This is a genomic window from Chromobacterium aquaticum, assembly GCF_021129195.1.
Taxonomy (GTDB): domain Bacteria; phylum Pseudomonadota; class Gammaproteobacteria; order Burkholderiales; family Chromobacteriaceae; genus Chromobacterium; species Chromobacterium aquaticum.
Window position 1 is genome coordinate 20,926 of record NZ_JAJOHW010000059.1, and the last position, 17,444, is coordinate 38,369.

The 17,444-nt window shown below is 63.8% G+C and carries 19 protein-coding genes; 8 read left to right on the forward strand and 11 right to left on the reverse strand.

The annotated features are described in order from the left end of the window. Nucleotides 1–41 precede the first annotated feature (41 nt). Nucleotides 42–467: a nucleoside-diphosphate kinase gene (gene ndk / locus LQT98_RS09700; protein WP_048409044.1), complete on the reverse strand. Its 426-nt coding sequence runs from the start codon at nt 465–467 to the stop codon at nt 42–44. Between the two features lie 137 nt (nt 468–604). On the opposite strand from ndk, the gene LQT98_RS09705 reads away from it, so the two are divergent. Both LQT98_RS09705 and LQT98_RS09710 read left to right on the forward strand, forming a co-directional pair. Next, nucleotides 605–805 (forward strand): hypothetical protein, encoded by a 201-nt coding sequence (locus LQT98_RS09705; protein ID WP_231462158.1) that lies wholly within the window; start codon nt 605–607, stop codon nt 803–805. Between the two features lie 69 nt (nt 806–874). Next, nucleotides 875–1,246: a cupin domain-containing protein gene (locus LQT98_RS09710; protein ID WP_231462160.1), complete on the forward strand. Its 372-nt coding sequence runs from the start codon at nt 875–877 to the stop codon at nt 1,244–1,246. Nucleotides 1,247–1,303: 57 nt separating this feature from the next. On the opposite strand, the gene LQT98_RS09715 is transcribed toward LQT98_RS09710, so the two are convergent. Both LQT98_RS09715 and LQT98_RS09720 read right to left on the reverse strand, forming a co-directional pair. Next, complete coding sequence (locus tag LQT98_RS09715) at nt 1,304–1,837, reverse strand: YfaZ family outer membrane protein (RefSeq protein WP_048408338.1); 534 nt, start codon at nt 1,835–1,837, stop codon at nt 1,304–1,306. Nucleotides 1,838–1,929: 92 nt separating this feature from the next. Further along, on the reverse strand, nt 1,930–2,571 hold the full coding sequence (locus LQT98_RS09720; protein WP_231462162.1) for a YceH family protein: 642 nt from the start codon (nt 2,569–2,571) through the stop codon (nt 1,930–1,932). 172 nt (nt 2,572–2,743) lie between these two features. Here LQT98_RS09720 and LQT98_RS09725 point away from each other — a divergent pair, with 172 nt between their 5' ends. Further along, a complete protein-coding gene (locus LQT98_RS09725; RefSeq protein ID WP_231462163.1) occupies nt 2,744–3,490 on the forward strand; it encodes a TlyA family RNA methyltransferase in 747 nt (248 codons plus the stop codon). 63 nt (nt 3,491–3,553) lie between these two features. Here the strand turns inward: LQT98_RS09725 and LQT98_RS09730 are convergent, their stop codons facing one another. Beyond that, nucleotides 3,554–4,030: a universal stress protein gene (locus tag LQT98_RS09730; RefSeq protein WP_048408335.1), complete on the reverse strand. Its 477-nt coding sequence runs from the start codon at nt 4,028–4,030 to the stop codon at nt 3,554–3,556. 294 nt (nt 4,031–4,324) lie between these two features. Here LQT98_RS09730 and LQT98_RS09735 point away from each other — a divergent pair, with 294 nt between their 5' ends. Beyond that, nucleotides 4,325–4,645: a hypothetical protein gene (locus LQT98_RS09735; RefSeq protein ID WP_048408429.1), complete on the forward strand. Its 321-nt coding sequence runs from the start codon at nt 4,325–4,327 to the stop codon at nt 4,643–4,645. 67 nt (nt 4,646–4,712) lie between these two features. Here the strand turns inward: LQT98_RS09735 and LQT98_RS09740 are convergent, their stop codons facing one another. The 7 genes from LQT98_RS09740 to LQT98_RS09770 all read right to left on the reverse strand — a co-directional run bounded on the left by LQT98_RS09740 (nt 4,713) and on the right by LQT98_RS09770 (nt 12,976). Then, on the reverse strand, nt 4,713–6,062 hold the full coding sequence (locus tag LQT98_RS09740) for a glutamine synthetase family protein (protein WP_231462164.1): 1,350 nt from the start codon (nt 6,060–6,062) through the stop codon (nt 4,713–4,715). A gap of 281 nt (nt 6,063–6,343) precedes the next feature. Next, nucleotides 6,344–7,951 carry a methyl-accepting chemotaxis protein gene (locus LQT98_RS09745; RefSeq protein ID WP_048408333.1) on the reverse strand — a complete coding sequence of 536 codons (1,608 nt, stop codon included), beginning with the start codon at nt 7,949–7,951 and terminating at the stop codon, nt 6,344–6,346. 352 nt (nt 7,952–8,303) lie between these two features. Then, on the reverse strand, nt 8,304–9,695 hold the full coding sequence (locus LQT98_RS09750) for a DUF2252 domain-containing protein (protein WP_231462165.1): 1,392 nt from the start codon (nt 9,693–9,695) through the stop codon (nt 8,304–8,306). A gap of 423 nt (nt 9,696–10,118) precedes the next feature. Next, the gene (locus tag LQT98_RS09755; protein WP_048408331.1) at nt 10,119–10,502 is read right to left on the reverse strand and encodes a hypothetical protein; all 384 of its coding nucleotides are present in this window, start codon (nt 10,500–10,502) and stop codon (nt 10,119–10,121) included. A 104-nt stretch (nt 10,503–10,606) separates the two neighbouring features. Further along, on the reverse strand, nt 10,607–11,029 hold the full coding sequence (locus tag LQT98_RS09760; RefSeq protein WP_231462166.1) for a DUF2214 family protein: 423 nt from the start codon (nt 11,027–11,029) through the stop codon (nt 10,607–10,609). Nucleotides 11,030–11,124: 95 nt separating this feature from the next. Next, complete coding sequence (locus LQT98_RS09765; protein ID WP_231462167.1) at nt 11,125–11,601, reverse strand: WbuC family cupin fold metalloprotein; 477 nt, start codon at nt 11,599–11,601, stop codon at nt 11,125–11,127. A 115-nt stretch (nt 11,602–11,716) separates the two neighbouring features. Then, nucleotides 11,717–12,976 carry a glutamate-5-semialdehyde dehydrogenase gene (locus tag LQT98_RS09770; RefSeq protein WP_048408329.1) on the reverse strand — a complete coding sequence of 420 codons (1,260 nt, stop codon included), beginning with the start codon at nt 12,974–12,976 and terminating at the stop codon, nt 11,717–11,719. Nucleotides 12,977–13,209: 233 nt separating this feature from the next. On the opposite strand from LQT98_RS09770, the gene LQT98_RS09775 reads away from it, so the two are divergent. The 4 genes from LQT98_RS09775 to LQT98_RS09790 are packed head-to-tail and all read left to right on the forward strand — an operon-like array spanning nt 13,210 to nt 17,035. Then, complete coding sequence (locus LQT98_RS09775; RefSeq protein ID WP_048408328.1) at nt 13,210–14,202, forward strand: sulfate ABC transporter substrate-binding protein; 993 nt, start codon at nt 13,210–13,212, stop codon at nt 14,200–14,202. 7 nt (nt 14,203–14,209) lie between these two features. Continuing rightward, entirely contained in the window at nt 14,210–15,064 is an 855-nt protein-coding gene (cysT, locus tag LQT98_RS09780) for a sulfate ABC transporter permease subunit CysT (RefSeq protein ID WP_048408327.1), read from the forward strand. A gap of 1 nt (nt 15,065) precedes the next feature. Next, a complete protein-coding gene (gene cysW, locus LQT98_RS09785; RefSeq protein ID WP_048408326.1) occupies nt 15,066–15,962 on the forward strand; it encodes a sulfate ABC transporter permease subunit CysW in 897 nt (298 codons plus the stop codon). Beyond that, nucleotides 15,959–17,035 carry a sulfate/molybdate ABC transporter ATP-binding protein gene (locus LQT98_RS09790; protein WP_231462168.1) on the forward strand — a complete coding sequence of 359 codons (1,077 nt, stop codon included), beginning with the start codon at nt 15,959–15,961 and terminating at the stop codon, nt 17,033–17,035. The genes cysW and LQT98_RS09790 overlap by 4 nt, the downstream gene beginning before the upstream one ends. Nucleotides 17,036–17,444 lie beyond the last annotated feature (409 nt).

Sequence of the window (17,444 nt, forward strand, 5' to 3'; positions counted from 1 at the left end):
CGCTAGCGGCGGGCTGCGCAACAACTGAGTACTATTTGAGATTAGCGGGCGCTGATCTCGGATGCAGCAAAGAAATAAGCCACTTCGATCGCGGCGTTTTCCACGCTGTCGGAACCATGCACGGCGTTAGCGTCGATGGAGTCGGCGAAATCGGCGCGGATGGTGCCGGCTTCAGCTTTCTTCGGATCGGTCGCGCCCATCAGTTCACGGTTCTTCAGCACGGCGTTTTCGCCTTCCAGCGCCTGAATCATCACCGGGCCGGATACCATGAAGTCAACCAGGTCCTTGAAGAACGGACGCTCTTTGTGCACGGCGTAGAAGCCTTCGGCTTCGGCGCGCGACAGTTGCTTCATCTTGGCGGCCACGATTTTCAGGCCGGCGGATTCGAAACGATCGTAGATTTTGCCGATGACGTTTTTACCAACGGCGTCCGGCTTAACGATGGACAAGGTGCGTTCAATTGCCATATAAATTCTCCCAAACATCAAGACAAGTGGCTAAACTTGAGTATTATGCAGCCACTCGGGTTACCCAATTTTGACGAACCCGACATTTTAGCAGTGTTTTCAACCATGTGCTGCACATTTCTCTAGCCCCACGGACCATGCGCGAACAAGATCAACAAAACCCCGACAAAGCCGACGCCGACACCGATCTCAACGGCAAGCTGAAAAAGCGCCTGCTGATCGCCGGCGGCCTGGGCTTGCTTGGCGCGGCGTATCAGCCGCATGCCTGGTACCAGCCCTTGGCGATGGTGTTGCTGTGCGCGGCGATGTGGCCGGCGGCGCGGCGATTGAATCGGTAGGGAGTTGAATATCCTGTCTGCTTCATGGCATTGTGTTAAAAATATCAAACAGAAATGGAGGGTAGAGCGATGAAGCAGGCCAGCGATATCATTGTGTTCCAGCGCCACGATGTGGCGGTGGAATCTTTTGTGGCGGCCGAGGATCGCCGCGTCGCCGGCGAATGCCGGCAAACTGTGGCCAACCACTATTCCGATCCCAGCGGTCAGTTCCACGCCGGCATCTGGAGCGGCGGGCTGGGCTGCTGGAAAGTGCGTTATAGCGAGCATGAGTTCTGCACGCTGCTGCAGGGCCGGGTGCGCGTCAGCGACGAGGCCGGGAACAGCGTGGAGTTGACGCAGGGCGATCACTTCGTGATCCCCGCTGGCTTCGTCGGCACCTGGCAGGTGCTGGAGCCGGCGTGCAAGACTTACGCGGTGTTCGAAGCGAGCCGCGCCGAATGAGCCGCAACAAACAACAGCCCCGCAATGCGGGGCTGTTTTTCGTGGCGCAGTGCTGGTTTAAAAGGTGAAACCGGCGCCGATATACATGCCGTCCGCCAGGCGGCGGTTGCGGTCGCTATTCTTGCGCTCGATATCGAAATAACGGTAGCCGGCTTCCACGGTGAACGGGCCGATAGGGTTCCAGCGCACGCCGGCGGCGAGGTCGCTGACATTCTTGACGCTGCCGCTGGCCATGCTGTCGCCGCCGTAATAGGCCTGGCCGTAGAGGCTGACCTTGGGCGCCAGCTGGATATTGGCGCGGCCGCCGAGCAGGGCGGCGGTGCCGGAGCCGCTGCTGGGGTTGAGCCCCATCAGCTTGCCGCCGGCGGCCAGGGTCACCGGGCCCAGCGGAAACGCAAACTCCAGGCCGGCGCCGCCGGCATTGCCGTTGTGGTCGCTGTTCAGGTAATCGATGGACAGGCCCAGGCCGGCGCCTTGCGGAGTGCGGCTGAACTGCTGGAAATCCTTGCCGGCGATGAAGTTGTAATCGGCGGCGTGGGCGGTGGCGGTCAGCGCGAGCAGCGCTGCGGCGCTGAAGGACAGGATTTTCATAGGGTCACTTCTCTTGGGTGAGTTCGACAATAAGGGAAGTGACCGCTATTTAAATAACAAGTTCTGCGCGCACGCAAATATTCGCAGGTGAATTATTCACTGGCCAGCAGATTTTCCAGCTCCAGCAGCCGGGTCTTGAGGGCGGCCACTTCCGCTTCCAGCGCGGCGACGCGGCCGGCAATGCCCACCTCGATCACCCCGCAACCATTGTCGACGGCACTGGGCAACAGCTGCGGCTCGCCGCTGAGCAAATGGGCCCAGCGCGCTTCGCGCTCGCCGGGCTGGCGTTCCAGTTTCAGCACCAGCGGCGGATATTTGTCGGCCAGCGCATTGAGCGCGGTTTCCACTTCCTCCACGCCGCTGAAGCCGTAGATGCGGCCGGAGCGGGTGCGGATTTCCGCCGCGGTCTGCGGCCCGCGCAGCATCAATAGCGCCAGCGCCGCCAGCCGCGCGCCTTCTATATTCCATTCATAATTGAGCCTGTGCTCGTACTTGGCCACCCGGCTGCCGGCCGGCAGCCGCTCGGCCACCAGTTTCCTGGCGATCAGGCTGTCCAGCGCCGCGCTGAGGTCGGCTTCGGACAACTGCATCACCGGTTCGCGGCTGGTCAGTTGATTGCAGGCCGAGGCCAGACCGTTCAGGGTCATCGGATAGGCGTCCGGGGTCAGCGCCTGTTTTTCCACCAGGGCGCCCAGCGCGCGCACTTCGCGCGCTTCCAGTTGATGTGTATCCATCATGTCTCCGCTAGAGGCTGCCGGCGCCTGGAGCGACGGCGGGCCGGATTGGCATGTAGCGATTCTAGCGCGGTTGGCGCCATGACCGCACGGTGAGATCATGGCCACGGCTTGACAGCGGGCGGAGCGCTTGCCAGTCTGTGCGGTTTTTGGCTTTGCGTGGGAGGGAGCGATGACGCGAGTGGATGTATTGCTGGTGGAACTGGGGCTGGCGGTGTCGCGCACGGCGGCGCAGAATCTGATCGCCGCCGGACGGGTCCGTTGCGATGGCGCGCCGGTGAGCAAGCCCAGCCAGAAGTGCGCGCCGGACAGCCGTTTCGACATCACCGCCGACCCGGCCGACCGCTTCGTGTCGCGCGGTGGCTTGAAGATGCTGGGCGCGCTGGAGGTTTCCGGTTTCAACCCGCGCGGCGCGCTGGCGCTGGATGTGGGCCAGTCCACCGGTGGTTTCAGCGATTGCTTGTTGCAGCAGGGCGCGCAGCGGGTGGTGGGCGTGGATGTCGGCCACGATCAATTGCATGCGCGGCTGCGCGCCGATGAGCGGATACGCTATTTCGAAGGGGTGAACGCCAGGGCGCTGGACCATGCCGCCTTGCTGGCGGCCAACGACGGCCTGCCCTTCGATCTGATGGTGTGCGATGTGTCCTTCATCTCGCTGACCCTGGTACTGCCATCGGCCTTGCCGCTGATTCGTCCGGGCGGGCATTTGCTCAGCCTAGTGAAGCCGCAGTTCGAAGTGGGCCGCGAGGGCTTGGCCAAGGGCGGCATCGTGCGTGACGAGAGCTTGTACCCGCGGGTGCAGGACAAGATCCGCCAGGCGGTGGGGGAACAGGGCTTCGAAGTGCTGAAGTGGTTTGACAGCCCGATCACCGGCGGCGACGGCAACCGCGAATTTTTCGTCTACGCGCTCAAGCGCTGATACCTGCCGGCGCGGGGCGATGTCGGATGACAAGGGCATCGCCAAACCCGCGCGCGGCGTCTATCATTCGACTTGGCCGAATTCGCTCTGCTCGCTGCGCAACACCATCACCGGACAGTTGGCGCGGCGCAGCAGGTTCTGGGCGAAGCTGCCCAACAGCAGATGCGCGATGCCGCTGCGGCCATGGGTGCCGAGCACGATCAAGCCGGCCTGGTGGCTGTCAGCGTAGCGCACCAGCAGTTCCGCCATATCGGTGCCGCCGTCCCAGCTTTCCGCCATGTGGATCTGCACTTGGGCGACGCCGGCTTCGACCGCTTGCTTGCGCGCCTGCTCCAGCACACGGTTGCCGTCGCGGAAGGCTTGGTCGTGCAGCTCATGGGTGCCGAGCAGGCCGACGCCTTCCACCGCCAGGTCGCGCAGGCTGGCGATATGGAACAGGGTCAGGCTGGCTTTGCAGAACTTGGCGACGCGGATGGCTTCTTGTAGCGCCTTGTCGGAATTGCTGCTGCCGTCCAGCGCGGCGATGATGTGTTGGTACATGTCCTTATGTCCTTTGTGGCAGTGAGACGATGGGGCTTGGCGCCGCTAACAAAACCTCAGGCAAGGCGCTCCGACGCAGGCGGCACTTGAGTGCGGCAAGTCGGCGCAACGCAGCATCAGGGCTTGGTTAGCCGCTCTTATTGGGACAGCATATCGCGGCCGGCGATATAGGCCAAGTTTGCCTGGTTGGGGTTTGACTTGAAGCAAGCCGCGCCGCCGCTTGGCGCGCGGCCGTTGACGATGGGGCGGGACGGCGTTTTACAATTCGATTATCTGATTAAAGGTTTGATGGGAATGGCGGTATTTTTATTGATCATCGGCGGCTGTCTGCTGGCTTTGCTGGCCTGGGTGCTGTATTCGCGCCGCGGACCGCGTCCGGAAAAACGCGCGCGCGCCGAGGACAAGGTGTATGCGCTGAATACCCAGATTCGTAGCGTGGAGCCGCCCGAGCATACCACCGGGGTGGCGTTCGGCGTCTTGCTGAAAGCCGCGCGCGGCGACCGCGCCGCGGTGGAGAAGTGGATCGTGGCCGAGCAATACCGCGGCAGCGTGCCGGTCAGCCGCGAAGAAGCGATAGAGTTGCTGGCGCGGCGGCTGCTGCTGAGCCGCAACTGAGGCGCTTGGCGCGAGACAATCAAACAGGCCCGCATCAGCGGGCCTGTTTGCATTGGTCAACGGGTTTTCAGGCCAGCAGGCCCAGGTATTGACGCTCCCACGGCGTAATCTGGCTATGGTAGTGAGTCAGCTCCACCTCCTTCACCGCCAGATAGGCGGCGCTGAATTCGGCACCGAACAACTGCTTGGCGGCTTCGCCGGCGGCCATCGCCTCGCAGGCGGCGTCCAGCGTGCTGGGCAGGCTGGCGCGCTCGCTCTTGAACACATTGCCGCAGGCGGGCTCGCTGGGCCGCAGCCGGCCTTCCATGCCGAGCAGGCCGGCGCCCAGGCTGGCGGCCAGCGACAGATAGGGATTGGCGTCGCAGCCGGGCAGCCGGTTTTCCACGCGGCGCCCTTCCGGACCGGACACCGGCACCCGCAGGCCCACCGAACGGTTATCCAGACCCCAGCTCAGATTGACCGGCGCGGCCATGCCCTTGACGAAGCGGCGGTAGGAATTGGGGCTGGGGCAGAATAGCGGCATCAGTTCCGGCAGATAGCGCTGCAGGCCGGCGATGAAGCCGTGAAACTCCTCGGACGCCTCGCCGTCGGCGCGGCTGAACACATTGTCGCCGTGCTGATCCACCACGCTCTGGTGCAAATGCATCGAACTGCCCGGCTGGCCTGGCAGCGGTTTGGCCATGCACACCACGCTGAGGCCGTGGCGATTGCCGATCTCCTTCAGCGCGGTCTTGAACAGAAAGGTCTGGTCGGCCAGCGCCAGCGCATCGCCATGCTTGAGGTTGATCTCGAACTGACTGGGACCCATCTCGTGGACAAAGGTATCGGTGGCGATGCCCAGCATTTCGCAGGCGCGGTACAGATCGTCGAAATAGGCTTCCAGATCGTTGAGCGAGGAAAAGCTGAAGGAGTCGAAGCCGGCCTCGCGGCGGCCGCTGCGCAGCGTCGGCGGCTGAAATGGCTGTTGTGGATCGCCGTGGGCGGCGAAGATGTAGAACTCCAGCTCCGGCGCCACCACCGGCGTCCAGCCGCGCGCGGCGTAGCGCGCCAGCACCGCTTTGAGGGCCGAGCGCGGCGCCAGCGGCGCCAGGCTGCCGTCGTGGTCCACGCAATCGCAGATCACGCTGGCGCGCGGAGTGGTGGCCCACGGCACCTGGCGCAGGGTGGCGAAGTCGGGGACCAGGGTCACGTCCGGATCGTGCTCGCCGTAGTAGCGGTAGTCCGGAAATTCGCCAACGCAGCTTTGGATGGGCACCGCGCGCGCGATGCGCAGCGGCTGCCCCTTGATGAAGGCCTTGGCCGGCAGGGTCTTGCCGCGGGCAAAACCGTGCACGTCGGCGAACGCCAGTTCTACGTCACGAACATTCTGCTGGATCAGCCATTCGGCGAGTTCCGCCGGGATGGTGGCCTGGGACATGAGTCTCTCCCGATGCGCTTGCGCATTATTGTTTGCATGTTTGGGTCTGTCTGTCCGTGGCTTTGTTTTATTTTTTGGAGCGTTTGCTCTGCGGTCATTATGCCATCAGGGAGGGGCGGGAGAGCAAGCCCGGCGTTCGAGATGCTCAGCTGCCGTGTGCGCACTCGGTTTTCTCCGCCGCAACGCCTTGTCTCGCCCAAGCTCGCGAGGTCGCAAACAGGTTATTGAGCGGCAAAAAGCCCCGGCGGAGCGGGGCTTTGGGATGCGAGGCGGGAGAACGTTTATAGGCGGAAACGGCCCACGGTCTGCTGCAGGGTGTCGGCCTGCTGGTCGATGGCGCGCACCGCCTGCACCGCGTTGCTGACCGAGTTCTGGGTTTCCTCCACCACGCCGGCCACTTGCTCGACGTTCCCGGCGATATTGGTGCCGGCCTGGCTCTGCTCGCCCATCGCCACCACCACATTGTGCACATGCTCCAGCGCCTGGCTGGCCTGCTTGCTGATGGCGTCCAGCGTCTGGGCCGCCTGCTGCACCTGCTCCACGCCGCCCTCCACCGCCGGGCGGATGTCGTCCATCTGGCTGGACACGCTGCCGGTTTCGCTAACCACGGCCTGCACGATGGTGGAAATCTCATCGGTGGCGGTGGCGGTGCGTTCCGCCAGCTTGCGCACTTCGTCGGCCACCACCGCGAAGCCGCGGCCCATTTCGCCGGCGCGCGCCGCCTCGATCGCCGCGTTCAGTGCCAGCAGATTGGTCTGGTTGGCGATGTCGCGTATGGTTTCGGCGATGCCACTGATATTGCGCGTGCGTTCGGCCAGCTTGCCCACCATATCGCTGGCGTTATGCACCTGGCCGGCGATATTGCGGATGCCGTCGGCCGCCTGCGCGGCCAGCGCCTCGCCCTGGCGCGCCAGCTCCACGGTGTCGCGCGAGCCGGATTCGGTGTCGCGGGCGCTGGCGGTGACGTGATCGATGCTCACCGACAGCTGCTCGATGGCGGCGGCGGCGGAGCTGGTGGAAGAACTGGCGACGCCGGACACGTCATGGACTTTGTCCATATCGCTGGAAAGCTGACGGCTGGCCTGGTTGATGTTGGAGGCGGCCAGGCGGATTTCCTCTATCATCTGGCGCAGCTTCAACTGCATCTCGCGCATCGCCGCCAGCAGGCTGTGCGGCGGGCCCTGCACCGCGATGTCGGTGCCCAGGTCGCCGTCGGCGATGGCCTTGACCACTTGCGCCGCGTAATTGGGGTCGCCGCCCAGCGATTGCATGATGCTGCGCGACACCAGGAAGATCAGCGCCGCCAGCGTGATCATGCCGATGACGGCGATGATCAGCAGCGTGCGCGCCTGGCTCCAGAACAACTGGTCGATGTCGTCGATGAAGATGCCGGTGCCCACCATCCAGCCCCAGGGCTCGAAGCGCACCACGCCGTTGAGCTTGGGAAACTCTTCCTTGCTGCCCTTGCGCGAGGTCTGGATCGTCACCAGGCCGTAATGGTCCTTCTGCAGCGCTTCTTCATACACCGCCACCGTGGTGCGGCCGTCCGGCAGCGTGCTGCCCATGTCCACCTTGCCCACCCTGTCCTTGCTTGGGTGGAACATCACCACGTTCTGCGGATTGCGGCCGAAGAAATAGATATCGTCCACCTTGAGCGCATTGAGAGCGGCGATGGCCTGTTTCTGGGCCTCCGCGCGCGGCAGCCCTTTTTCCTCCAGTTTCTGGAAGTGGCTCATGGTGCCTTCGGCCATGCGTAGCAGGTGGGTGATTTGCTCGCGCTTTTCCTGGCCCAGGGTGGCGCGGGTGGACAGCAGCGCCACGGTCGCGATGCTGAGCAAGGCCAGCAGGCTGGCCGCCATGATGATGAACAGTCTGGTATTGACCCGCATGATGTTCGCTTTTCGAAGGTGGATGTGTAATTTTGGGCTATAGGCCCTGCTTTTGCCGGCGGCAAATACAGGACCGGCATTATCGCCTGTTCTAGTATGGTTTTATGACATTACAAGCAACAAGATCAAGGGTTTGGTATTAATTGGTATTAATACGAAATAAAGCGCGCCGCCAGCGGGGGGCTGGCGGCGCGCTTGCGAGGGTTTGGGCTTAAACCTGTTTATGATCAGCCGCGTGTCGGCGATACGGCGTTGAAAGCACCTTCAGAATGCTCAGTACCATTTGTACACTCCGCTTCTTCAGCTGTTTTCGCCTTGTCTCGCCTTGGCTCGCGAGAGCGTAAACACGTTCTTAGTCGTGGGCCTGCAGGCGGCCGCTGGCGATGGCGGCCTTGAATACCTGGTAATCCGCTTCCACCTGGTCGGCGTAGGCCAGCGCGTAGCTGGCGATGGCTTGGTCCAGCTTGTCGCTGTCGCCGACATAGCCGGCCAGTTTGGCGGCTTGGCCGCCGGATTTGGAGTGCGCGCGCGCCAGCGCCCAGGCGCAGGCCTGGCCGTAAGCGGTCAGCGCCTCCGGCGCGGTGAAGGCCTCCAGCGACGGTGCCGCTTTCATGTCGCGCAACTGGCGCACATAGAAATGGCGGCCGGCGGGGCCGGTGGTCCAACCCAGGAACAAATCGCTGGCCGCCTGCATCAGGCGCTGGCCGAACACCACACGCTTGCCCTGATGGCCGTGCACGCAGGCCTGGGTGTAGGGCTCCAGCACCGAGGGCCGTGCTTCTTTCAATTGCAGGAACAGCGGCTGGTCGAAATTGTCTTGCAACAGCATCACCAGACAGCGGGTGCCCACGCTGCCCACGCCCACCACCTTGAACGCGCAATCCACCAACCGGAAGCGCTCCAGCAACTGGCGGCGGTCTTCTTTCAAGGTGGTGATGTAGTTGTCCAGCATCGGCTTGACCAGCGCCTCGGCATCGCTGGTGGACAGCCAGCTGTCGTCGTTGTCCAGCAGCGTGTTCTTGTCGTGCAGATGGAAGATCACCGGCGGGTTGTCGCGCAGCCGCAGCGTGCCGTCTTCCAGCTCAGTCATCTTGGGCAGCAGTTTTTCCTGGGTCTGATGCCTGGCCTTGTCCGACAGCTTGAGCATTTGCTGGCGAATGGCGTCGGTGGGCGCGCGTTCCAGCAATTGCTCGAAGCCCACCTTGGTGTACCACAGCTCCAGCTGTCCCATGCGCGCGTACTCGTTGACACGGCGGCGGTAGACCTCGCTGGCGCGGCACACCATGTCCCGGGCCTGGCTTTCGCTGAAGCCCTGGCCGCGCGCGGCCAGCACCAGGCTGACGGCCAGCCGCTTCAAATCCCATTCCCACGGGCCGTGGTGGGTTTCGTCGAAGTCGTTGATGTCGAAGATCAGCTGCCGCTCCGGCGAGGCGAAGAAGCCGTAGTTCATCAGATGGGCGTCGCCGCAGATCTGCAAGTTCAGGCCGCTGCTGGGATTGGCGGCCAGATCGGCGGCTTGGATCATCGCGAAGCCGCGGAAGAAAGTAAACGGCGACACCTGCATCCGGCTATAGCGCAGCGGAATCAGGCCGGGCACGCGGCCTTGCGAGGTCTGCTCCACCATGGCGACCACGTCGCGTGGCGCGCTGAGACGGTTTTCCGCTTGCAGGGTGCGGGAGCAGGCCTGGCGCAGCGCCTTGCCGGCGGCGTAGTGCAGTTCATACTTGGGGTGGTAATTGGCCATGCGGACTCCTGGCGACTGAGGTTTTTTGTCCAGTTTAACCGCTGCGGCGGATTTGTCATGGAACTCGTGCTTATCCACAGAGTTGTCCCCTGTTCATCCACATTGCACACAAGCAGGGCAGGGCCATTTAAGTTATGCACAGGGTGCTTCGGAGGCTAGTCCTTGGCGCGACAGGCGGTTTTTCGCTATTCACGCCATTTATCCACAGATTTGTGCACAGACTGTCCACAACATCCACAAGCACTGGCCTGGCCGCCAGCGCTATCCACAGCGCGGGGGCTTAGAACCTGTTTACGATCTGCTGCGCGTCGGCGATACGGCGTTGAACACGTCTTCGAAATGCTCATGTACCGCTTGTACATTCCGCTTTCTCAGCCATTTTCGCCTTGTCTCGCCTTAGCTCGCGAGATCGTAAACAGGTTCTTAGCCGGATTGGGCGCAGCTATTGACCAATTTGCGCCAAGCCTTGCTATAGCTGAGGCCATGGGTGTTCACCGTCAGTTTGCTGGCGTCGCCATCCGGTTTGATCTTGATTTCCAGGCCGTCCTTATTGGTGGCGGGGTTGGTCAGACGCACGACTTCGCCACCGTTGGCGCCACGCTCGCGCTCGATGTATTCGCTGGGAATGCGCAGTTTGCGCATGCTGTCCTCCAGGCAGCGCGCCACCGCTGGCGGCTCGGCCTTGGATTTCAGCGTGGCGACGGGGTCGTTCAGACTGGCGAGGGCCGGCATCACGGCGCAGCTCAGTGCGACGCCCAGCGTGGCTTGGAGTAATAGGGATTTGCAGTGTTCGATCAGATTGGGCATGGCTTTCTTGCGGGAAGGACTACGGTATCAAGCTTGGAAACGCAGTGCCGCGCGCAAGTTCTAGTCAGGCCAGTTGCAGGTGTTAAGGAGTTTGAGACAGAGGCTCAGCCGTGCAGCGCCACGGATTCGCCGACGATGGCGAGCAGCAGCCAGATTTGCCAATAACTGCTGCGCGCCAGCGAGTCGGCGCCGCGCAGTTCCAGGCTGCGCTGGATGCGCAGCTGGCTTTGCCAGCGCAGCAGGCCGCGCGAGGCGCGAATCTCCAGCAGCAGCAGCGGCGCCAGGGTCAGCAGTTTGAGCATGAACAGCGGTTGTTGCAGGCGGGCGGGATTCAGCGCCAGCAGGCCGAGGCCGCTGACGGTCCACAGCGCCAGCGCCAGCAGCCACCAGCGATGGCTGCGGAACAATTGCGGGGTCTGGTTGGGGAACTGCTGCTGGCGCAGCAGGCCGGCGCGGCTCCAGAGCGCGGCCAGGCCGGCGCCCAGCGCCAGTAGATGCAAGCTTGCCAGCAGCCAATGCCAAAACATGGTTTGCCTCCCGCCCCCAAGAGATGCCCTACACGGTAAACAGGGGCGCAGCGGCTGGCAAGCTTATTCGGTCGGCCGCTTGAGCGCGCGCGGGCTCAGCCGCCGAAGCGCTGGCCAGGCTGGGCGCGGCGCAGGAAATCCAGCATTGCCGGCACCTGCTCCGCGCCTTCCGCCGGCGACCAGGCCGCCTGGTTCTGCGGCTGCAAGGGCAGGTAGGGGCCGTGCTTGACTTCGAATACCACGCTGCCCGGCAGCAAGGACACCACCGAGTGCCAGGTATTGGCCGGCATTTCGAACACCTTGGCGCCGTCTTCGCCCAGGCGGTGGCGGCTTTGCACCACGCCGGCCTCGTCGAACACGATCACCTCGAAGGCGCCGCTGAGGGCGATCAGCATCTCCCAGCTGTGGTCGTGGCGATGCGGGCGGACATAGGTGTCCGGCTCCATGGCGATGGCCAGGCGCTGGATCGGGTCTTCCAATTGCTGGTGGAAGTTATGGTTGGCGCGCAAGCGCGGCGCACAGGCGGCTTTGGCCGACAATTCGGCCAGGTCTTGTTGCTTCAGGGTCAGCATCGGGGTTGCCATGAGAAAGATGTGATAGCGCGGATTATCAATGAAAACGCCGCCGGCAGCGAGGCCGGCGGCGTAGCGAAAGCCGGTCAAGCAAGCGGCCTTCGATGCAGCGGGATCAGGAGCGGATCTGGCCGTCGCCCAGCACGATCCACTTCTGGCTGGTCAGGCCGGTCAGGCCCACCGGGCCGCGCGCGTGGATCTTGTCGGTGGAAATGCCGATTTCCGCGCCCAGGCCGTATTCGAAACCATCGGCGAAGCGGGTGGAGGCGTTGACCATCACGCTGGCGGAATCCACCTCGCGCAGGAAGCGGCGGGTGCGGCCGTAGTCCTCGGACACGATGGCGTCGGTGTGATGGCTGCCCCAGTGATTGATGTGCTCGATGGCGTCGTCCAGGTCCTTGACCACCTTGACGGCCAGGATGGGCGCCAGGTATTCGCTGGCCCAGTCCTCATCGCTGGCCGGCCATACCTTGTCGCCCAGGATGGCGCGGGTGCGCTCGCAGCCGCGCAGCTCCACGCCTTTTTCCCAATAAGCCTCGGCCAGGCGCGGCAGGATGAATTCCGCGAAGGCGGTGTGCACCAGCAGGGTTTCCATGGTGTTGCACGTGCCGTAGCGGTGGGTCTTGGCGTTCAAGGCGATGTCGAAAGCCTTGTCCGGGCTGGCGGTGTCGTCGATGTAGACATGGCAGTTGCCGTCCAGATGCTTGATCACTGGCACCCGCGCCTCGGCGCTGATGCGGGCGATCAGGCCCTTGCCGCCGCGCGGCACGATCACGTCCACGTATTGCGGCATGGTGATCAGCTCGCCCACCGCGGCGCGGTCGGTGGTGGCCAGCACCTGCACCGCCTCCGGCGGCAGGCCGGCTTCGCGCAAGCCCTCGTGCACGCAGGCGGCGATGGCCTGATTGCTGTGGAAGGCCTCGGAGCCGCCGCGCAGCAGCGCGGCGTTGCCGGATTTCAGGCACAGGCCGGCGGCGTCGGCGGTGACGTTGGGCCGCGCCTCGTAAATGATGCCCACCACGCCCAGCGGCACCCGCATCTTGCCCAGCTGAATGCCGGACGGGCGATAGGCCATTTCGCTGACCTCGCCCACCGGGTCCGGCAGCGCGGCGATCTGGCGCAGGCCTTCGGCCATGCCGGCGATGGTTTTTTCGTTCAGCGCCAGCCGGTCCAGCAGCGCCGGCTCCAGGCCGGCCTTGCGCGCCGCTTCCATGTCCTGGGCGTTGGCGGCCAGCAGCTGCGCCTGCTCGCGCAGGATGGCGTCCGCCATCGCCAGCAGCGCGCGGTTCTTCTGCGCGGTATCGGCGCGGGCCAGCTCGCGGCTGGCCTTGCGGGCGGCCTTGCCCGCCTGTTGCATATAGTCTTTGACGTTCATCGTGGAAACTTCCAAGAGCCAGAATAGAGAGTTGACTCTGAGAGTAAACCAAAGCGGGAAGGGGAGCCAGCATGGAGCGCATGGCGCCGGGGAGCGCGCGGATGCGCGGGGAATAAGGCGGTTTTATTAGATGATTGAGGGATAAGGGTATTTCACAATATTATTTATGGATATAACAGTCCTTGGGTATAGTCGGGAACATCGCCGATCATCCATTAAGAAAAGGTCTGTCCATGAAGCTCCGTCTCGCCCTGGCCGCCCTGCTGCTGGCCGCGTCCGGCTCCGCGCTGGCCGACGCCACCCTGCTCAATGTGTCCTATGACGTGATGCGCGACTTCTACAAGGACTACAACCCGGCCTTCCAGAAAGCCTATAAGGCCAAGACCGGCGAAACCGTTACCCTGCAACAGTCGCACGGCGGCTCCAGCAAGCAGGCGCTGGCGGTGGCCAACGGCCTGGCCGCCGACGTGATCACCATGAACCAGGCCACCGATATCGACCTGCTGGCGAGCAAGGGCCTGGTGCCGGCCAACTGGGCCAGCCGCCTGCCCAACCACGCGGTGCCGTTCACCTCCACCATCGTGTTCCTGGTGCGCAAGGGCAATCCGCAGCAAGTGCGCGACTGGAGCGACCTGGCCAAGCCGGGCCTGAAAGTGGTGATCCCCAATCCCAAGACTTCCGGCAACGGCCGCTACAGCTATCTGGCGGCCTGGGGCTATGCGTTGAAACAGCCGGGCGGCAACGAAGCCAAGGCCCGCGAGCTGGTGGGCAAGATCTTCAAGAACGTGCCGGTGCTGGACGGTGGCGGCCGCGCCGCCACCACCACCTTCATGCAGCGCCAGATCGGCGACGTGCTGGTGACCTTCGAGAACGAGGCGGAAATGATCGCCCGCGAATTCGGCCGCGGCGGCTTCGAAGTGGTTTACCCCAGCGTGTCCGTACTGGCCGAGAACCCGGTGTCGGTGGTGGACAAGGTGGTGGACCGCAAGGGCAGCCGCAAGCAGGCGGAAGCCTATCTGCAATACCTGTGGAGCCCGGAAGGCCAGAAGCTGGCCGCCGACAACTACCTGCGTCCGCAAGATCCGGCGGTGGCCAAGCAGTTCGCCGCCCGCTTCCCGGCGGTGAAAACCTTCACCGTGGCCAGCGTGTTCGGCTCCTGGGCCGCGGTCAATCAGAAGCACTTCGCCGACGGCGGCAGCTTCGACCAGATCTTCAGCAAGAAATGAGCGCGTGATGGCGGCCAGCGGCTTCAATCTGATCAATAAGCGCCACTCGGTGCTGCCCGGCTTCGGCCTGTCCTTCGGCATCACCTTGTTCTGGCTGGGCCTGATCGTGCTGCTGCCCTTCGCCGCGCTGCTGTGGTCGGCGCATGGCATGGGCTGGGCGGCCTTCGTCGACGCGGTGGCCCATGAGCGCGTGGCCGCCGCCATCCGCCTGTCCTTCGTTTCCGCCGGCATCGCCGCGCTGATCAATCTGCTGTTCGGTTTCCTGGTGGCCTGGGTGCTGGTGCGCTACCGTTTTCCCGGCAAGCGGCTGATAGACGCGCTGGTGGACCTGCCGTTCGCGCTGCCCACCGCGGTGGCCGGCATCGCGCTGACCACGCTGTACGCGCCCAACGGCTGGATAGGCCAATACCTGGAGCCGCTGGGCCTGAAAGTGTCGTTCACCCCGCTGGGCATCATCGTGGCGCTGACCTTCATCGGCCTGCCCTTCGTGGTGCGCACGGTGCAGCCGGTGCTGGAAGACCTGGAGCGCGAGCTGGAAGAAGCCGCCACCTGCCTGGGCGCCGGGCGCTGGGACATTTTCCGGCGCGTGATCTTCCCGGCGGCGCTGCCGGCCTTGATCACCGGCGGCGCGATGGCTTTCGCCCGCGCCACCGGCGAATACGGCTCGGTGATCTTCATCGCCGGCAATATCCCGATGGTGTCGGAGATCGCCCCGCTGATCATCGCCGCCAAGCTGGACCAGTTCGACCAGAACGGCGCGGTGGCGGTGGCGCTGGTGATGCTGGCCATCTCCTTCCTGTTCCTGTTCGCCATCAACCTCATCCAATGGTGGGCCGCGCGCCGCCACGGCGCGGGTAAATGACATGCAAAGCCTGACCACTGAATCGCGCACGGTGCGCTATCTGCTGACCGGCCTGGCACTGGCCTTCCTGTTCCTGTTCCTGCTGGTGCCGCTGCTGGCGGTGTTCTGGGAAGCCTTCCGCAAGGGCTGGGACCTGTACCTGGCCGCGCTGGTGGAGCCGGACGCATGGGCGGCGATCAAGCTGACGCTGACCGCCGCCGTCATCGCCGTGCCGCTGAACCTGGTGTTCGGCGTGGCGGCGGCCTGGGCCATCGCCCGTTTCGAATTCCGCGGCAAGAGCTTCCTGACCACGCTGATCGATCTGCCGTTCGCGGTGTCGCCGGTGGTGGCGGGCCTGATGTACGTGCTCTTGTTCGGCGTCAACACCGCGCTGGGCGGCTGGTTGCAGCAGCACGGCCTGCAAGTGATCTTCGCTGTGCCTGGGATCGTGCTGGCCACCGTCTTCGTCACCTTCCCCTTCGTGGCCCGCGAACTGATCCCGCTGATGCAGGCCCAAGGCGCGGACGAGGAGCAGGCGGCGCTGGTCTTGGGCGCCTCCGGCTGGCAGACCTTCTGGCGCGTGACCCTGCCCAATGTCAAATGGGGCCTGCTCTACGGCGTGATCCTGACCAATGCCCGCGCGATGGGGGAATTCGGCGCGGTCAGCGTGGTGTCCGGCCATATCCGTGGCCAAACCAATACCATTCCGCTGCATGTGGAAATCCTGTACAACGAGTACAACTTCGTCGGCGCCTTCGCCTGCGCTTCGCTATTGGCCTTCCTCGCTCTGGTCACCCTGGGCGTCAAGAGCCTGGTGGAGTGGCGGATGGCGCGACAGAGCGACGCCGCCGCGGAACGCAGCGCGGCCGCTCGCCTGGCCGCCGCCGGCCGCGCCATAGCCAAGGACCAGCCCGCATGAGCATAGAAATCCGCAATATCCGCAAACAGTTCGGCGACTTCGTCGCGCTGGACAATGTCAGCCTCAACGTGGAAGCCGGCGAACTGCTGGCGCTGCTGGGGCCGTCCGGCTGCGGCAAGACCACCTTGCTGCGCATCATCGCCGGCCTGGAACGGCCGGACGCCGGGCAAGTGCTGTTTTCCGGCGCCGACGCCACTCACACCCACGTGGCCGAGCGCGAAGTGGGTTTCGTGTTCCAGCATTACGCGCTGTTCCGTCACATGACGGTGTTCGACAACGTGGCCTTCGGCCTCAGCGTCAAGCCGCGCAAGAGCCGGCCCGGCAAGGACGAGATCCGCGACAAAGTGATGCAGCTGCTGAAAATGGTGCAGCTGGACTGGCTGGCGGACGCCTATCCCGGCCAGCTGTCCGGCGGCCAGCGTCAGCGCATCGCGCTGGCGCGCTCGCTGGCGGTGGAGCCCAAGGTGCTGTTGCTGGACGAACCCTTCGGCGCGCTGGACGCCAAGGTGCGCAAGGACCTGCGCCGCTGGCTGCGCGATCTGCACAACGACATGCACATCACCAGCGTGTTCGTCACCCATGATCAGGAAGAAGCGCTGGAAGTGTCGGACCGGGTGGTGGTGATGGACCACGGCCACATCGAGCAAGTGGGCCGTCCGGACGATATCTACGAAAACCCGGCCACCCCCTTCGTCACCCAGTTCCTGGGCGATGTGAACCTGTTCCACGGCCGCATCGAGCGCGGCCAGTTGCAGATCGGCGGCTACGCCCATGCGCTGGAAGGGCTGAGCCTGGCCAGCGGCGACGAGGCGGTGGCCTATGTGCGCCCGCATGATCTGGACCTGTCGCGTCAGGCCGACGGCGCGCTGGCGCAGGGCACGGTGGAGCATATCCACGCGGTGGGGCCCATTGTGCGGGTGGAGCTGGTGCAGGCTGATGGCCGCAGCATAGAGGCGGCGGTGAGCAAGGAGCGTTACCGCGAGTTGGCGGTAGTGCCTGGCGACAGCCTGTATGTGACGCCGAAGAAGCTGTCGGTGTTCGCCAAGCAGGAAGGTCAGGATTACGTGATTTGAGTGTTGCGGCCAGCGTTGGCGCTGAGTCCGTTTCGTTGGAAAGAGAAAAGCACCGTTCGTCCCGATTAAGGGGGAACGGTGTTTTTTTATGGCCTTTGCTAAGAACCTGTTTATGATCTGCTGCGCGTCGGCGATACGGCGTTGAAACCGAGCTCAAAATGCTCATGTACCACGAGTACATTCCGCTTTTTCGCCCGTTTTCGCCTTGTCTCGCCTTAGCTCGCGAGATCGTAAACACGTTCTAAGAACCTGTTTACGATCTGCTGCGCGTCGGCGGGATGGATAGACATGGGCGTTGAAACCGAGCTTAGTGCTCATGTACCACGAGTACATTCCGCTTTTTCGCTCGTTTTCGCCTTGTCTCGCCCTAGCTCGCGAGATCGTAAACAGGTTCTAAGAACCTGTTTAC